The sequence below is a fragment of the Streptomyces olivochromogenes genome, assembly GCF_001514115.1.
Taxonomy (GTDB): domain Bacteria; phylum Actinomycetota; class Actinomycetes; order Streptomycetales; family Streptomycetaceae; genus Streptomyces; species Streptomyces olivochromogenes.
Window position 1 is genome coordinate 18370 of record NZ_KQ948466.1, and the last position, 16540, is coordinate 34909.

Sequence of the window (16540 nt, forward strand, 5' to 3'; positions counted from 1 at the left end):
ATCCTGCTGACCCGTCCAGTGTCGGTCACCGCCACCGCCGGGACGCGCAGGGCCCGGGGCGCCGCCTACGCCGACTCGCGCACCACGAGTTCCGGATCGAAGATCACCGAGGTGGGCTCGGTGCGCGCGCCCCGGAGGTGCTCGTCGAGGAGTCGGGCCATCACCGAGGCCATCTCCTCGACGGGCTGGCGCACGGTGGTCAGCGGTGGACGGCAGGCCGTCGCCGCGCTGGAGTCGTCGAAGCCGATGACGGCGACGTCGTCCGGCACCCGTCTGCCCCGTTCCCGCAGCACCTGGCACACCCCCTGGGCCATCAGGTCGTTGGCCGCGAACACCCCGTCCACGTCGGGGTGTTCGGCCAGCAGTCCGGACATCGCGGCCATGCCGCTGTCCAGCGTGAAACCGCCCTCGGCGACGGGTACGTACGGATGTCCCCTGCGCGCCATCGTGTCGCGGAACCCGGCGAGCCGGTCCTGGCTGGCGTAGACGCCCAGTGGCCCCGTGACGGTGACGATCCGTCGGCAGCCCCGGTCCAGCAGATGGTGGGCGGCCATGCGGGCGCCGTCCCGGTGGGCCAGGTCGACATAGCTGAGCGGCACCGGGCGCGACGGCCGGGCGAAGAGCACCGCGGGCAGACCGGCGTCGGCGAGCAGCGCAGGCAGCGGGTCGTCGGCGTGGGTGGAGACGACGAGCGCGCCGTCCGCGCTGCCCTGCCGCAGATCGTTCAGCGCCTGCTGGCGCGTCTGCGCGGAGTCGGCGAACATCAGCAGCGGATGCATCGACCGGGGACGCAGGTAGTCCACCACTCCGGTGACGACCCGGCCGAAGAACGGGTCCGCCAGCACCCGTGCCGTGAAGGCGTTCCGCTCCTCGCCGGACACGTCGCCCGCGCCGGAGACGATGAGCGCGACCGTCTCGGTCCGCCGTGTCACCAGCGACCTGGCGGCCCGGTTGGGGGCGTATCCGGTCCGTTCGACGGCCTGGCGGACCGCGTTCTGAAGGGCGGGATCGACGCTCTGGACGCCGTTGACGACGCGGGAGACGGTGGCGCGCGACACGCCGGCCTCCCGCGCGACGTCCTCAAGCGTGGGGGCCCGTCGGCTCATGTCCGCAGCCTATCGGCCGGGCGCGACGAGGGCATAGAGCGCTCTCTCGCACCACTGCGCCGGCGACACACCCACCCTCGTGAGCGCACCTCTTGAACACAATCACCCGCGAGCCGGCGGCCTCGACGGAGTCCAGACATCACCGAACTACCCCAAAACATCCGCCTGTTGGCGTCACATCGAGAAACAATCCACGGCACTCGTGTGACAACTCTTGACGCTGTGTTCACGCGGATGAAGCATGCATCGGCAAGAGAGCGCTCCCAGCACCTCCAACCGTTCACTTTCTGAACCAGGAGAGTCGCCCCCATGCCTCACCTCCCCACGGATTCCCCGGACTCCGTCCGGTCCCTTCCCGCCAGACGGTCCGTCCTCGGAGCGATGGCCGCCACCGCGGCCGCGCCCGCGCTGCTCGGCCTGTCCTCGCCGGCGTCCGCCGCGCCCGCCGCACCCGTCGCGCAGCCGCGAGCCCTGCCCGGCGGCGGCGATCTCGGCCCGAACGTCATCGTGTTCGATCCCTCGACCTCCGGCATCCAGGCCAAGCTGGACGAGGTGTTCCGACAGCAGGAGTCGGCCCAGTTCGGCACGGGCCGCTACGCGCTGCTGTTCAAGCCGGGCACCTACAACGGGCTCAACGCCCAACTCGGCTTCTACACATCGATCGCGGGCCTCGGCCTGTCGCCGGACGACACGGCGATCAACGGCGATGTGACGGTCGACGCGGGCTGGTTCAACGGCAACGCCACCCAGAACTTCTGGCGTTCGGCGGAGAATCTCGCCCTCACCCCGGTCAGCGGGACCAACCGGTGGGCGGTCGCCCAGGCAGCGCCCTTCCGGCGGATGCACGTCAGGGGCGGTCTCAACCTCGCCCCCACGGGCTACGGCTGGGCCAGCGGCGGCTACATCGCCGACAGCCGCATCGACGGCTCGGTCGGACCGTACTCGCAGCAGCAGTGGTACACCCGCGACAGTTCGGTGGGCGGCTGGGCCAACGCCGTCTGGAACATGGTCTTCTCCGGTGTCCAGGGCGCACCCGCGCAGTCCTTCCCGAACCCGCCCTACACCACCCTCGACACCACACCGGTGTCCCGGGAGAAGCCGTTCCTGTACCTCAACGGCAGCGAGTACCGCGTGTTCCTTCCGGAGCGGCGCACCAACGCCCGCGGCACCACCTGGGGCAGCGGCACCCCGCGTGGCACGTCGCTGCCGCTCACCCAGTTCTACGTGGCCAAGCCGGGCGTCACCGCCGCCACCCTGAACGCCGCGCTCACCCAGGGCCTCCATCTGCTGCTGACTCCGGGGATCTACCACCTCGACCAGCCGATCCAGGTCAACCGCGCGGGCACCGTGGTCCTCGGCCTCGGTTATGCCACCCTGATCCCGGACAACGGCGTCACCGCGCTAAGGACGGCCGACGTCGACGGGGTGCGGCTCGCGGGATTCCTCATCGACGCCGGTCCCGTGAACTCCTCGACGCTGCTCGAGGTGGGCCCCACAGGGGCTTCCGCGAGCCACTCCGCCAACCCGACCACCGTCCAGGACGTCTTCATCCGGATCGGCGGCGCGGGCGCCGGCAAGGCCACCACCAGCATGGTGATCAACAGCCGTGACACGATCATCGACCACACCTGGGTCTGGCGCGCCGACCACGGCACCGGAGTCGGCTGGGAGACCAACCGGGCCGACTACGGCATCCGCGTCAACGGCGACGACGTCCTGGCCACCGGTCTGTTCGTCGAGCACTTCAACAAGTACGACGTCCAGTGGTACGGCCAGCGCGGGCGCACCATCTTCTTCCAGAACGAGAAGGCGTACGACGCGCCGAACCAGGCCGCCATCCAGAACGGAAGCGTCAAGGGGTACGCGGCCTACAAGGTCGCCGACTCCGTGACCACGCACGAGGGATGGGGCCTGGGCAGCTACTGCTACTACAACGTCGACCCGACGATCGTCCAGCACAACGGCTTCGCCGCGCCGAACACACCGGGCGTGAAGTTCCACGACCTGCTGGTCGTCTCGCTGGGCGGCCAGGGTCAGTACGAGCACGTCGTCAACGAGACCGGCGCACCCACGTCGGGCACCTCGACGGTGCCGTCCACCGTGGTCTCGTACCCCTGACCGCCCCGCGCGGCGCCCCGGATCAGCAGGACGTCAGGCTCCCGAGGTCCACGGCGTCGGCCATCGCCTGCATCCCCTTGTCGTTGGGGTGCAGGTGATCGCCGCCGTCGAAGAACGGCAGGATCAACTGCGGGTCGTACGGATTGCGCGTGATCCTGTCGAAATCCGTCACGGCGTCGAGCGCGCCGCTGTTCCTGATCCAGTCGTTGACGCCCTGGCGCACGGCCTCGGAGGCGGCGTCGTACTCGGACCAGCCCTTGAACGGCATGACGGTCGCGCCGACGACACATTTGCCCGCCGCGTGCGCCCGGTCGATGATCTGCCGATAGCCGGCGATCATGTCGTCCACCGTGACACCGGAATGGGCCTTGATGTCGTTGATGCCTTCGAAGAGGAAGACCGTACGGACCCCGGGCTGGGAGAGGACGTCACGCTGGAGTCTGTTCAGGGCGGCCTGCCCGGCGCCGTCCGCGAGCACCTTGTTGCCCGAGATCCCCTCGTTCGCCACTCCCTTCGCGGTGAGCCCGGACGCGGCCTGGAGCCGCCGGGACAGATAGTCGGGCCAGCGGCGGTTCTGGTCGGTGGTCGAGGCCCAGCCGTCGGTGATGGAGTCGCCGAGGGTCACCACCGAGCCGACCGCGGCGGACGTCTCCACGTCGACGGCGTCCAGCCAGTACCAGGAGCCCATCGGATCGGTCCAGTTGGCCGCGCCCTCTTCGGCCGCGTGGTCGCCCGCGGTGGCGTAGTTGGTCTGCATGGCCATGCCGTGGCCGGTCGTCGGTCCCTGGGCGCCGGTCACGTACAGGCTGATGACCAGGTCACTCTGAGCGGCCAGTGTTCCGGGCAGCGGATCACTGAGCACGGTCTCGCCGGCCGGGACGGTGACGGACGCGGCCCCGCCGAAGGACAGTCGCCGGTTGGAGCCGTGGACCAGCTCCGCACCCTGCTTCCGCAGCCCGGCGTACGCGCTCGCGAAGGTCACCGGGTGCTCGCCGAAGGCGTTGGACAGCCGGATCCGCAGGTTCGTGCCGCCGACGCTGGTGCGCACGACCAGTCGGTAGCTGCGGTCGGCGGGTCCCGCCCCCTGCCGGTCGGCGCTTGCGCCCCAGGTGACCACGGAGTGCTTCGCCCGCGCCTCGACGGCGGGCGTCACCGGCGTGCCCGACGAGGCCCCCGGCTGCGCCGACGCCGAGGCGGTCAGGGGTCCGCAGACCGCGAGGAGCAGCGCCGACACGACGCCCACGGCGCGGCGTCGGAACCGGGCGCCGCTCACCCGATGCCCCTCAGGGTGACGGACTCACCGGGCTTGAGGCTGACCTTGCGCGAGGCGCCGCCCGCGACGACGGTCGTCTCGCGGCCGCCGACGCTCTTCAGGGTGGCCCGGGTCACCTTGCCGTTCTTCCAGCTGAGGTCGGCGACGAAGCCGCCGCGGACGCCCACGCCGGACACCGAGCCGGATGCCGCCCAGGCGGCGGGCAGGGCGGGCAGCAGCTCGATGTGTCCGGGCCGTGAGTAGACCAGCATCTCGACGATCGCCGCGGGGGTGCCGAAGTTCGCCTCGATCTGGAAGATGCCCCGGCCCGTCTCCACCTCGTAGATGTCGAAGAGGTTCATCGCGCTGCCGTTGCTGCCGTTGACCGACGGCTTCAGGTTGTTGACGACCAGCTGGTAGGCCTTCTCCGCGTTCTTCAGCCGCGCCCAGCACAGGCTGCGCCAGGCGTTGGCCCAGCCGAAGCTGTTCATGCCGCGCGCGGTGAGCAGGGCGGTCGCGCCGTCGAGGATGTCCTTCGGCGTGGAGCCGTCCGGACGGATCCGGTCGCCGGGGAAGAGGCCGATGAGCGGGGAGAGGTGCCGGTGGGTGGTCTCGCCGAGGTTGTCGGGCGACATCCACTCCTCGAGCCAGCCGGTCTTGGGGCTGACCACGGGCAGGTAGAGGCGCGCCCGCAGACCGTCGACGGTCTTGCGGTAGGCGGCGTCCTTGGCGAGCGCCTCGGTCGCGGTGTGGTAATTGCCGAAGAGGTTCCACACCAGTTCCTGGGCGTACGTGATGCCCTTGGCGTCGAGCGGACCCTGCTCGGGCGACCAGTCGCTGTCGGCGATGAGGACCTCGCGCTCGGCCCCCGACGCGTCGGTGACGGTCGTGGTGATGAGGCGGGCCTCCCAGAACTGCACGGCGCCCTTGAGGAGGGGGTAGATCTTCTTGAGGTAGGCGCGGTCCTGCGTGTACTCGTAGTGCTCGAACAGGCTCTGGCAGATCCAGGCGTTGCCGGCCGGGTGCCACCACCAGCCGCCCCCGCCATAGGGGTTGGTGGAGATCGCCACGGTCCAGCCGGCGATCTTTCCGCTGGAGTTGCGGTACCGGTTGGTGGAGTCGTTGAACAGCCGCTGGGTGACCTCCGTCCAGTCGGGCAGCTGTACGAGGCAGTAGTCGGCGAAGGCGTCGAAGCAGTCGGACAGGCCCGCCCGGTCGGCCATCCAGTAGTTCATCTGGAGGTTGACGTCGGTGTGGTAGTCGGCCATCCAGTCCGGGTCGTTGCCGTCCAGCCAGGGGCCCTGGAGGCCCATCGGCAGGCTGCCCCGGGATCCGGAGATCATGAGGTAGCGGCCGAACTGCAGGTAGGCGGCCTCGAGTTCCGGGTCGGGGATGTCGTCCCGGTGGCGCGCCCGCAGCCGCTCCAGGGTGTCCAGTTCGCGCTGCGCTGCGGAGGACGTGCCGAGGTCGATGTCCAGCTGTCCGAACACGGCCCGGAAGTCGGCGACATGCGTGTGCAGCAGGGTGCTCGCCGAGTGGCCGGCCGCGTTCAGGACCTTGGTCCTGGCGAGGCGCTCCGGGGCCAGGGACGGGTCGCGGAACTTCGTCGCCGCGTCGGGCACGTAGTTGGTGCCACCGCTGACGACGACGGTGAGGTCCCTGCAGCCGCTGAACGCGATCGACGTACCGTCGACGCGGACCCTGCCCGAACCGCTGTACGCGGTGACGGCGGCGCCGTACTTCAGGCCGTTGGCCAAGGAGGCGCCGAACGACGCGTAACGGCCCGCGCCGCTTGCGGTGGTGGACTCGCCGTGGGTGCCCGCGAGGGAGACCGTACCGGTGTAGGAGCCGCCGCCCTGCTGGGAGAAGTACAGGACGATGGCGTCGTCGGGGCGGCTGGCGAAGATCTGCCGCCGGTAGGTGACGCCGGAGATGTCGTACGAGGTGCTGATCAGGCCCTGGGCCAGGTCGAGGGTGCGACGGTAGTTGTTGACGTTGCCCAGGTCGTGGTCGGGGAGGGCGACGGTGAGTTGGGCCAGCATCGTCAGGGAGCCGAAGTCGTCTCGGCCGTAGGGGAACTGACCGTCGCTCTGCAGCTTGTCGTTGAGACCTCCGGTCCACAGGGTGGCGTCGGTGATCATCAGGAGTTCGTCGGCGGGGTCGTTGCTCGCGAGCACCCCGAGGCGCCCGTTCCCGATCGGCAGCCCCTGCTCGATCATCGACTTGGCGGAGCCGGGAGCCGCCCACCACAGCTGGTTCTTCGCGGCGTCGGCCGCGGACAGCATGGGCGATGCGGTGGGGCGCAGGGGGGCCGCCGAGGCGGTGAAGGCGGGCAGACCGCCCAGTGCGGTGGCCGCGCCTGCTGCGGCGGCCAGGGCGAGGAAGCCTCTGCGGCTGGGGGTGTTGTCGCGTGCTGCGGTGTGCTGAACGTCCACGGTGTTGCACTCCATATCCGGGAGCTGCTCATGCGGGAACGACGGCTGCGGACCGTCGGCGTGCTGCAGGTCCCCGCGGGGCCCGGGTCGTGTCACCGGGCCCCGCGGGAAGCGGGTCGGACGGACTGCCTGACTGAGAACCGACCCCTGGACCGAGAACCGGCCGCTGAACTGAGTACCGGCTGCTGGACCAGGAAACCGACTACGGAACTCAGACCGACTGCGGAACGACGATCCTGTCGATGTCGGGGGCGTATCCGCTGCCGCTGTCGAAGGTGATCGTGTTGGAGCCCGCCTTCAGCGCCAGCTGGACGCTGACCGTCTCGGCCGTGCTCCAGTCGCCCGTGGAGGGGAACTTCTCGCTGGTGCCGTTGCCGCTGTTGGAGAAGGCGGTCACCGAGCGGGGGTCGCCGCTGACGTAGGCGACCTGGACGGTGTAGATGCCGTCCTTCTTCACCGTGACGTCGTTGAACCGCAGCTTGCCGCCGGTGTAGAGGTTGCCGACCTTCTTGCCGCCGGAGCAGGCGTCGCAGCCGGCGACCGAGGCGTTGCCCGACAGGGTGTTGGCGTCGGACTCGGCCTCGTAGCTCGTGGTGGTCAGCGTGCCGCCGCCGGGCTTGACGGTGAACAGCCGCGAGCCGTGGGCGGGCAGCGCCTCGGTGATCTTGTTCTTGTAGGTCCCGAGGTTCGCCTTGTTCCACAGGTCGCGCACGGAGGCGTTTCCGGTGAATCCGAGGGAGGCCCACTGGGCGGTGACGGAGGCCGGCGAGTCGGCGAGGTTGAACAGGGCGACGGTGTAGCTGCCGTCGGCGTTCTTGGTGCCCCAGACCTGCTGGTCACCGACGGGGGTGACCGGACGCGCCACGGGCGAGTCGTTCTGGTCGACGGCGATGACCTCCCTGTTGGTCAGCAGGGAGACCCCGTAGCTGTCCAGCTTGGTGAGGTCGTCACCGGTGAACAGGGGCGACTTGTTGATGGCCCACAGGGTCATGTAGCTCTGCCGCTCGGCCTTGGTGAGGCCATCCATCTCGCCGTTGCCGACGTCGATGCCGTCCAGGTCGTTCCAGCCGCCCGGGCCCGCCTTCCGGCTCCACGCGGGGGCGTCGTCCCACCGGTCGTTGACCGAGTTCTCCCAGGTGACAAGGGTGTTGCAGTAGCACTCGACGTCGGTGTCGATGCGCCAGCCGTTGGAGTACTTCTTCCAGTCGGCGGCGTGGCCGATGTCGAGCGACCAGGAGAGTTCGAGGTGGATCGGGCGCCCGGCGGTGGCGATGGCCTGCTGCCAGGCGGCGACGTCGGGGACGTTGTTGTAGTTGTCACCGGACTTGAAGGAGCCCGGGCCCACGCCGTCGAGCTTGAGGAAGTCGTAGCCCCAGTCGGCGAACTGCTGCGCCTGCGAGTCGATGTACTTCTGCGCGCAGGGCTTGTCGAAGTCGATCTTGTAGGCGTTGTCCCAGCCGTTGGTGGTGCGCAGGTCCGGGTAGACGATGTCGGTGGTGGTGCAGCCGGGGGCGTTCCAGATCGGCGTGCTGCCGTCGCCGTACGCGCCCTTCTCCAGGCCGACGGGCAGGTAGATGCCGGCCTTGAGGCCCTTGGAGTGGATGTGGTCGGCGACCGACTTCATGCCGTGGGGGAAGCGGACCGGGTCGGGTGTCTGGCGACCGTACTGGTCGAAGCCCGTCTTCCAGGTCTTGTCCATCCACCAGCCGGCGTCGATGTTGACATGGTCGTAGCCGTAGTTCTTCAGCCTGGCGGCGAGGGCGTCCGTCTGCTTCAGGACGTTCGCCTCGGTGAGGTAGCTGTAGTCGCCGTCCGGGTTGAGGCCCGGGTACTTCGACGACTGCATGCTCCAACTCGACCAGCCCATGTACGGCTTGGCGGCGACGGGGGTCGTGGCGGTGGTCTCGCGCGGCACCGGGGTCTTGGCCTGTGCGGCCGGGACGGTCGTCGCGAGTCCTGCCGTGAGGGCGAACACCACCACGGCTCTCAGGGTGCGTGCGGGCAGGACGGAATACGAGGATGACCGCATGGGTCGTGCCTCCTGTGGGGTCAGGGTTGGGGCGGCTCAGCCCTTGCCCGAGCCGATGGTGAGTCCGCTGATGAACTGGCGCTGGAGCGCGAAGTACACCAGGAGAGTGGGGATCGCGGTCATCAGGGCACCGGCCGCGATGAGGTTGGGATTGGTGAAGTACGCACCCTGGAGGTTGGCCAGGGCGGAGGTGATCGGGCGCTTGTCGCCGCTCTCGATCAGCGCGAGCGGCCAGAAGAAGTCGTTGTAGATCCAGATCGACTCGAGGGTCGCGAGGGCCGCGAATGCGGGGCGGCACAGCGGCAGGATGATCTGGAAGAACTGGCGCCAGACGGGGGCGCCGTCCACGAGCGCCGCCTCGGAGATCTCCTTCGGGATCGTCTTCATGTAGTTGCTGAGGACGAAGGTGCAGAACCCGGACTGGTAGGCGATGTGGATCGCGATGATGCCCCAGGCCGAGTTGTAGAGGAGGAGGGAGTCGCTCATCCACTGCGGCAGCGGGATGAGGAGGTAGAGGCGGTACAGGGGGGTGATGAGGACCTGTGCCGGGAGCAGGTTGCCCGCGGTGAACAGCATCAGCAGGACGATGTTCCAGCGGAAGTCGAAGCGGGAGACGAAGAAGGCGACCGCGGCCGAGAACAGCAGGGTGCACAGGACGGCCGGCACCGTGATGAGGACGGAGTTCCAGAAGAAGTGCGGCATCCCGGACTGGCTCCAGGCGTCGCTGAAGTTGCCGAGGCTGAGACTGTGGGGCCAGGAGAGATAACCGTGCTTCGCGGTGTCCGAATAGGGCCGCAGCGAGGTGTACATGGCCCACAGCAGCGGGACGAGCCACAGCAGGGCGATGCCGCCCAGCATCAGATGACGGCCCGTCTGGCGCCGCGGCCCGGAGGGGGTCTTCGGCGTCTGCTGTGCGCGCCGGGTCCGCGGTCGGGAGGCCGGGCGCGGCACGGTCGTGGTCACTGGTCCTCCTTGCGGAAGTTCTGGACGAGGAAGGTCCCGATGGCGGCAAGGGAGACCACGAGCAGGACGACCGCGAGGGCGGACCCGTAACCGATGTGACTGGACTCGCCGATGATGTTGTCGGTGATGAGCAGGGACAGGAGTTCCATGCCCGGTTTGCTTCCGACGCCGCCGCCGAGGACGTAGACGACGTCGAAGGACCGCAGGGACTCCATGACCGTGATGACCAGGATGATGACGTTGACCGGTTTCAGGGCCGGGAAGACCACCCGCAGGAAGGTCTGGCGTCCATTGGCGCCGTCGAGCGCGGCGGCCTCCTTGAGCGCCGGGTCGAAGCCCTTCAGGCCGGCCAGGTAGAGGATCATGATGTATCCGGTGTGCCGCCAGCTGGAGGCGACCAGGACGGCCCACAGGTTGAGGTCGGGGTTGCCCAGCCAGTCGATGTGGTGGCTGGATCCGGCGGCGCCCAGGATGCCGTTGAGGAGCCCGGTGTCGGGGTTGTAGATGATCTCCCAGATGAAGCCGACGACGGCCAGGGAGAGCACCATCGGCAGGAAGATGGCGGTCTGGTAGATCCTTGTGAAGCGGATCTTCCGGTCGAGCTGGTAGGCGAGGAAGATGCCGAACGGGGTCGGCAGCAGGGCCGTGAACAGCAGCCAGATCACGTTGTGCCGCACCGCGGGCCAGAACGGCGGGTAGTTGGTGAAGATCTCCTTGTAGTTGTCCAGGCCGATCCAGTGGATGTCGGCCAGGTCGATGCCGTCCCAGGTGGTGAAGGACAGCCCCAGGGAGGCCAGTGCGGGCAGCCAGACGAAGAAGAGCAGGGCCGCCAGCGGGATGCCGATGATGACGGTGAGGAAGATCCGGTCGCCGGTGCCGAGGCGGCGCGGGCGGGCGCCCCGCGGGGCGGGGGGCGTGGTGGGCGCGGAGGACACGGTGCGTGAGACCTTTCCGGTCCTGGTCAGGCCGTGAAGAAGCGCGAGCGCTGGGACTCGATCTTCGTCAGCGTTCCCGAGCCGTCGTCGGGGTGGCTGAGCCACTCGGTCAGGCCGGGGAGTACGACGGTGGAGATGAAGCCGGGGTCGCTGTCGCGGTCCGCGAACTGGCTGATCTGCTTGGCGGAGGCGATGAGGTCGGCGGACTTCTTCTGGAGCGCGTTGTACGAGCCGGTGCTCACCTTGTCGTTGACGGCGAGGTTGCTCGGGTCGACGCCCATGTACAGCTCCTCGGTGTGGGCGCCGCCGAGGAACTCCAGGAACTTCTTGGCACCGGCCTCGTTCTTGGGCCGGCGGCTGAGCATGAAGCCGTCGGTGGGTGCCTCGACGGCGTCCTGACCGTGCGCGGCGTCGATCTCGGGGAAGGGGAAGAAGTCGATGTCGGCGCGTACCTTCTCGTCCGTGATCTGCTGTCCGAGGAAGAGGCCGATGACGGCCATCCCGGACTTCTTGTCGAGCAGCGACTGGGCGGCGTCCTGCCAGGAACGGCCGGCGGCACCCTGCTGGTAGTAGGGGGCGAGTTCGCGCCAGTGGTCGAGGGTGGCGAGGGCCCGCTTGTCGGTCCAGGAGACCTTGCCGCGCATCAGCGACATGTGGAAGTCGTAGCCGTTGGTCCGCAGGTTCACGTAGTCGAAGGCGCCGAGGATGCTCCAGCTGTCGCCGCCGCCGTAGCCGGAGGCGATCGGGGAGAGCCCGTCCTTCTTCATCTGCTTCGAGAGCGCGATGAACTCGCTCCACTTCTGCGGGACTTGGTAGCCGCGCTCCTTGAAGAGACTCTTGCGGTAGAAGACCGCCCACGGGTAGTTGTACAGCGGCACGAAGTAGTACTTGCCGTCCTCGCCGCGCGAGAGCTGCTTGGTGGCGTCGCTGAAGTCGGCGCCTATCTTGTCCCAGACGTCGTCCAGGGGGCTGCAGAGCTTCTTCTTGGCGAAGTACTGCATGCGATAGCCGGCGAACCAGGTGAAGACGTCGTCGGGGGTGCCCTGCAGATAGCTGGTGATGCTCTTCTGGAAGGTGTCGTGGTCGACGGTGTTCGTCTTCACCGTCAGACCGCTGTCCTTGGCGAACGCTCCGGTGACGGAGGCGTAGGCCTTCTTGGGCGTGGCGTCGCCGCCGTTGGATCCGAAGGTGACCGTCTTCGGGTCGGCCCCCGCTCCCCCGCCGCAAGCGGTCAGAACGGGCGCGGCCAGTGCGGCGGCGCCGAGTCCGAACAGTCCGCCGACGACTCTGCGGCGGCCCGGGTCACGCGCAGCCAGGGGATTGCGGCTCTGCTGCGTCATTGTTGCTCCTCACGCGTGTCCGTACATGTCTGATCTTCAGTGCATGGCTGTGCTTCAGTACGTGCTGGTCGGTGCGTGGTGTGCTCGTCGGGGCGTGCTCGCCCCTCAGGGCGTCGTGCTCCTCAGCGCGCGTCCGAGGTGGTGAAGGACTGGATGGCGGTGGCCGCCGCGCCACGCGCCCACTCCTCGAAGGGCAGCGGCCGGGTCTGTACGTCGCAGTCCGCGGCCGAACCGAACGCGGCCGCGGCGAACGCGTCACGGATCTGCTCGGCGAACAGGTCGTAGGCGGCTAGGCCTTCACCGGAGATGATCACGCGCTCGGGGCCGAGGAGGTTGGCCACGGTCGCGATGCCCCGGCCGATCGCCGCTCCCGCCCGGGCGTACACCTCCCGGGCGCCGGGGTCGCCGTCGTGGGCGAGGGCCAGGGCCGCGGTGGCGTCGGCGACACTCGCGCCGGTGACCTCCCGGATCCGGCCGACGATCGCGGGGTCCGAGGCGATCGCCTCGACGCAGCCACGGTTGCCGCAGTGGCAGCGGGGGCCGGCCGGGTCGATCGCCACATGCCCGATCTCACCGGCCACGCCGTGCGCTCCCGCCACCACTTGTCCGTGCACCACCAGACCGCAGCCGATGCCCGCGCCGACGGTCACCAGCGCGAAGTCGGACAGCCCCACCCCGGCCCCGAACCACTGCTCGGCCACCGTCAGCGCCCGAACGTCGTTGTCGAGGGTGACCGGCAGTCCGGTCGTGGTCGCGGCCAGTTCGGCGAGGGGAACGTCGCGCCACTCCAGGAACGGCGAGTAGCGCACCACCCCGGCCGCCCGGTCCACGTCTCCCGAGACGGCGATGCCGAGCCCCCGGACCTGCACCCCGAAGCCGTCCGCCTCGGTCAGCAGTTCCTGTACGAGTCCCGCGACGGAGGTCAGTACCGCCTTGGGTTCGCGGGAGGTGAGCGGAACGCGCCGGGCGACCCGGATGCGGCAGCAGAGGTCGGTGAGTACGGCGATGAGCTCGTCGCCCGTCACCTTGATCCCCAGGAACAGGGCCCGCCCGCCGTCGACCCGCACCGGGTTGGCGGGCCGCCCGAGGACGGGCTGCCGTGCGTCCTCGGCAACGTCCTCCACTAGGTAGCCGGCTTCGATCAGCGGCCGGACCGCCTTGGTGACCGCCGCCGCCGACAGCTGGGTCCGCCCTGCTATCTCCGACCGCGTGAGCGGGCCGTGGGACAGCACGGTGGTGAAGATCTGGGAAGCGGCCGGCGTGTGGGCCGGGAACGCCTCGGTGAGAGAGGTCGAACGCATGGCCGGAACCTAAGGCCCTTATTTTCTGCTGTCAATGAAAGAAGCAGGATTCTCCTGAGGATGCTCCAGGAGGTACCTGTGACCTGTGAATTCCAGAATGCGAGCAAGCATTGACACGTGATCCAAGGTCAGGGTTGGCTTTTCCTTGTCTCGTACGTGAGCACCACCTGAACGCGAGGATTCATGTCGCCGATCTCCTTCGCCCCGGACACCGGGGTCTGGCTGCTGTCCACACCGCGCACCTCGTACGCGCTGCGGATCGACGAGACCGGAGCGCCCTGCCATGTCGCGTGGGGTCCACGACTGACGCCGGCGGAGGCCGAGGAGCTCGCCGTGCCACCCGCGCCCGAGGCCAGCAGCTTCGAGGGCAGGCCGACCGTCGGGGAGGAGCTGCCGGTCGACGGCGGCACGCGCTACGGACCGCCGTCACTGCAGGTCAGGTTCGCGGACGGCGCCCGCGCCTTCGAGTGGCAGCCGACCGGTCACGAGGTCGACGAGGGCGAGCTGACCCTGTCGTTCCGCGACCGCCGTTACCCGTTGCGGGTGGCGCTCCACTACCGGGTGCGCGAGGACACGGACGTCATCGAGCGCTGGACCGTCGTCCGCAACGACGGCGACGAGCCCGTCACCCTGCTGCGTGCCGACTCCGCGGCCTGGACCCTGCCGCCGGAGCGGGACTACCGGCTCAGTCATGTCACGGGCCAGTGGTCCGCCGAGAGCCAGTTGCGACGGGACCGACTGCCGTACGGCGAAACCGTGTTGACCAGCCGTCGCGGGATCACCAGCCACCACGCGAACCCGTGGCTGATGCTCGACGCGGGTGAGGCGACGGAGGAGCACGGGCGGGTGTGGAGCGCCGCCCTCGCGTGGAGCGGGAGCTGGCGCGTCACCGTGCAGCGCACCCCCGACGGGCGGGCCGGATTCACCGGCGGCCCCGGCCGGGACGGCACGACCGTGCCGCTCGCGCCGGGCGAGGAGTTCGCCACTCCCCCGTTCGCGGGACTGTGCACCGACGGCGGCTTCGGCGCGGCCAGCCGCGCCTGGCACGCGTACGTCCTGGCCCATGTCCTGCCCCATGCCGACGAGTTCGCCCCGGTGCTCTACAACTCCTGGGAGGCGACCGGCTTCGACGTCGACGAGGTCGGGCAGAAGGCGCTCGCCGAGCGGGCGGCGGCGCTCGGAGTGGAGCTCTACGTCGTCGACGACGGCTGGTTCGGGGCGCGCCGCAGCGACCGGGCGGGCCTCGGCGACTGGACACCGGCGTCCGACCGCTTCCCGGACGGACTGGGCCCGCTGGTCCGCGCGGTGCACGGGCTCGGGATGCGCTTCGGCCTCTGGGTGGAGCCCGAGATGGTGAACCCGGACAGCGACCTGTACCGCGAACACCCCGACTGGGTACTGCACTTCCCCGGCCGCCCCCGCTCCGAGCTGCGCAATCAGCTGGTCCTCAACTTCGCCCGCCGCGAGGTCGCCGACTGGGCCCACGGCTGGCTGACCCGGCTGGTCGGCGACCACGGCATCGACTTCCTCAAGTGGGACATGAACCGCGCGTTCAGCGAGGCCGGCTGGCCCGACCGGGAGGACGGCACCGACCGCCTCGGCCCCGCGTACGTGCGCAATCTCTACGGCGTCCTCGACCGCCTGCGCGCGGACCATCCGGCGCTGCGGATCGAGACGTGCAGCGGTGGCGGCGGCCGGGTCGACCTGGGCATTCTGGCCCGCACGGACCAGGCCTGGGCGTCGGACAACACCGACGCCGCCGACCGGATGGGGATCCAGCAGGGCTACGGCCAGATCTACCCCGCCCGCACGATGGGCGCCTGGGTGACCGACGTACCCAACCAGCTCACCGGCCGTACGGTCCCGCTGCGCTTCCGTTTCCATGTCGCGATGGCCGGGGCGCTCGGCATCGGGGGCGATCTCACCCGCTGGTCCGAGGAGGAACTGCGGGAGGGGGCCGACCTGGTCGCCACGTACAAGAAGGTCCGCCATCTCGTCCAGCACGGCAGGCTGGACCGGCTGTCGCCGCCCGCCGAGGACTCGGTCTGCGTGGTGCAGTACACCGCCGCGGACGCCTCGGAGACCCTGCTGCTCGCCTACCGGCGTGTCTCCCGCCACGGCGCGCCGAGGCTGCCGGTCCGGCCGCGCGGTCTGACCCCCGGGGGCCGCTACCGCGACGCGCGCACCGGCGCCGTGCACCACTCCACGGTGCTCGGCGAGTACGGTCTCGACGTCGACCTGCCGGCGGGCGACTGGTCCAGCACGACCGTGCACCTCGTCCGGGAGGACTGACACCCCGTCAGTGTGCTGGTGGGCCGCCCGATGTCGTTCTCGTCCGGCGGGCGCCCGTCAGTATCGCTGGGCCTTCGCCAGGACCGGGGTCAGCTGGGGTTGGGTGGGCTGTCTGCTGATGGCGACGGGCTGGGCGCGCTGCCCCGGCTTGAGGTTCTCCGCGCCCACGAACCTGGTCTCGACGACCTTGCCGTCGGGGTTCTTGAAGTCGACCTGGACGGCGTACGAGGCCGTGCGATCGGTGTTGTTGGTGATGTTGACGAGCACGGCGAGCAGGCCGCCCGTCTTCGCCCTGGGCAGGCCGGTCATGGCGACGTCGGACCGCGCGTTCCCGGGGCCCTGCACCTTCTTCAGCTCCGCCTGTGCCTGCGCGCTCGCGCGGGCCGTGTCGGCCGAGACGGACGCCTCGAACTCCGAGGCCGCGGCGGACAGCGAGGAGGCCGCCGCCGAGGCTGAGGCCCGGGCGGAGCCGATGATCGAGGAGGCGGCCGAGGACAGGGCGGACGGCGCCGTGCCGGAGAAGTTGGACTCGTTGGGCGCGGTCGGACGGACGCTGGCGGAAACACCGCCGCCGGCGTTGTTGTCCGAGCCGCACGAGACGAGCAGCGAGCCGCACGCGCACGTGGCCAGGAGGGCGCCGATGCGGCGAGATCGACGCGAGTGGACCTGGTCGTCGGGGATACGTGTGCTCATGCGGGCTCGTCCTCTGCCTGGCGTACCGGTCACCCTCATGCTCCGTGCCGGGCGCGGTGTCCGCGAACCGCACTGA

11 protein-coding genes are annotated in these 16540 nt (G+C 69.6%); 2 read left to right on the forward strand and 9 right to left on the reverse strand.

Annotation, left to right across the window (positions count from 1 at the left end; genetic code table 11):
- Positions 1–65: 65 nt before the first annotated feature.
- A complete protein-coding gene (locus tag AQJ27_RS34465) occupies positions 66–1106 on the reverse strand; it encodes a LacI family DNA-binding transcriptional regulator (RefSeq protein WP_067377291.1) in 1041 nt (346 codons plus the stop codon).
- Between the two features lie 309 nt (positions 1107–1415).
- On the opposite strand from AQJ27_RS34465, the gene AQJ27_RS34470 reads away from it, so the two are divergent.
- Positions 1416–3224, forward strand: a complete 1809-nt coding sequence (locus AQJ27_RS34470) for a coagulation factor 5/8 type domain-containing protein (RefSeq protein ID WP_067377294.1) — start codon at positions 1416–1418, stop codon at positions 3222–3224.
- Positions 3225–3246: 22 nt separating this feature from the next.
- Here AQJ27_RS34470 and AQJ27_RS34475 read toward each other — a convergent pair whose 3' ends face one another.
- The 7 genes from AQJ27_RS34475 to AQJ27_RS34505 all read right to left on the reverse strand — a co-directional run bounded on the left by AQJ27_RS34475 (position 3247) and on the right by AQJ27_RS34505 (position 13479).
- A complete protein-coding gene (locus AQJ27_RS34475; RefSeq protein ID WP_067377297.1) occupies positions 3247–4497 on the reverse strand; it encodes an SGNH/GDSL hydrolase family protein in 1251 nt (416 codons plus the stop codon).
- Positions 4494–6911 carry a glycosyl hydrolase family 95 catalytic domain-containing protein gene (locus AQJ27_RS34480; RefSeq protein WP_067377869.1) on the reverse strand — a complete coding sequence of 806 codons (2418 nt, stop codon included), beginning with the start codon at positions 6909–6911 and terminating at the stop codon, positions 4494–4496. Before AQJ27_RS34480 ends, AQJ27_RS34475 begins: the two co-directional genes overlap by 4 nt.
- Positions 6912–7122: 211 nt before the next feature.
- Positions 7123–8940, reverse strand: coding sequence for an alpha-galactosidase D (locus AQJ27_RS34485; protein WP_067377300.1), 1818 nt, complete (start codon positions 8938–8940; stop codon positions 7123–7125).
- Between the two features lie 36 nt (positions 8941–8976).
- Entirely contained in the window at positions 8977–9903 is a 927-nt protein-coding gene (locus AQJ27_RS34490) for a carbohydrate ABC transporter permease (protein ID WP_096240169.1), read from the reverse strand.
- Complete coding sequence (locus tag AQJ27_RS34495; protein ID WP_060900619.1) at positions 9900–10838, reverse strand: carbohydrate ABC transporter permease; 939 nt, start codon at positions 10836–10838, stop codon at positions 9900–9902. Before AQJ27_RS34495 ends, AQJ27_RS34490 begins: the two co-directional genes overlap by 4 nt.
- A gap of 26 nt (positions 10839–10864) precedes the next feature.
- Entirely contained in the window at positions 10865–12178 is a 1314-nt protein-coding gene (locus tag AQJ27_RS34500; RefSeq protein ID WP_067377303.1) for an ABC transporter substrate-binding protein, read from the reverse strand.
- A 122-nt stretch (positions 12179–12300) separates the two neighbouring features.
- Positions 12301–13479, reverse strand: a complete 1179-nt coding sequence (locus AQJ27_RS34505) for an ROK family transcriptional regulator (protein WP_067377305.1) — start codon at positions 13477–13479, stop codon at positions 12301–12303.
- Between the two features lie 183 nt (positions 13480–13662).
- On the opposite strand from AQJ27_RS34505, the gene AQJ27_RS34510 reads away from it, so the two are divergent.
- Positions 13663–15771 (forward strand): alpha-galactosidase, encoded by a 2109-nt coding sequence (locus tag AQJ27_RS34510; protein ID WP_067377308.1) that lies wholly within the window; start codon positions 13663–13665, stop codon positions 15769–15771.
- A gap of 57 nt (positions 15772–15828) precedes the next feature.
- Here AQJ27_RS34510 and AQJ27_RS34515 read toward each other — a convergent pair whose 3' ends face one another.
- Positions 15829–16464: a hypothetical protein gene (locus AQJ27_RS34515; RefSeq protein WP_067377311.1), complete on the reverse strand. Its 636-nt coding sequence runs from the start codon at positions 16462–16464 to the stop codon at positions 15829–15831.
- Positions 16465–16540: the final 76 nt, after the last annotated feature.

What these genes read in the sequence shown, in the direction of transcription:
- AQJ27_RS34465 (WP_067377291.1), bottom strand. Translation starts at nt 1,106, where the DNA reads ATGAGCCGACGGGCCCCCACGCTTGAGGACGTCGCGCGGGAGGCCGGC.
- AQJ27_RS34470 (WP_067377294.1), top strand. Translation starts at nt 1,416, where the DNA reads ATGCCTCACCTCCCCACGGATTCCCCGGACTCCGTCCGGTCCCTTCCC.
- AQJ27_RS34485 (WP_067377300.1), bottom strand. Translation starts at nt 8,940, where the DNA reads ATGCGGTCATCCTCGTATTCCGTCCTGCCCGCACGCACCCTGAGAGCC.
- AQJ27_RS34500 (WP_067377303.1), bottom strand. Translation starts at nt 12,178, where the DNA reads ATGACGCAGCAGAGCCGCAATCCCCTGGCTGCGCGTGACCCGGGCCGC.
- AQJ27_RS34505 (WP_067377305.1), bottom strand. Translation starts at nt 13,479, where the DNA reads ATGCGTTCGACCTCTCTCACCGAGGCGTTCCCGGCCCACACGCCGGCC.
- AQJ27_RS34510 (WP_067377308.1), top strand. Translation starts at nt 13,663, where the DNA reads ATGTCGCCGATCTCCTTCGCCCCGGACACCGGGGTCTGGCTGCTGTCC.
- AQJ27_RS34515 (WP_067377311.1), bottom strand. Translation starts at nt 16,464, where the DNA reads ATGAGCACACGTATCCCCGACGACCAGGTCCACTCGCGTCGATCTCGC.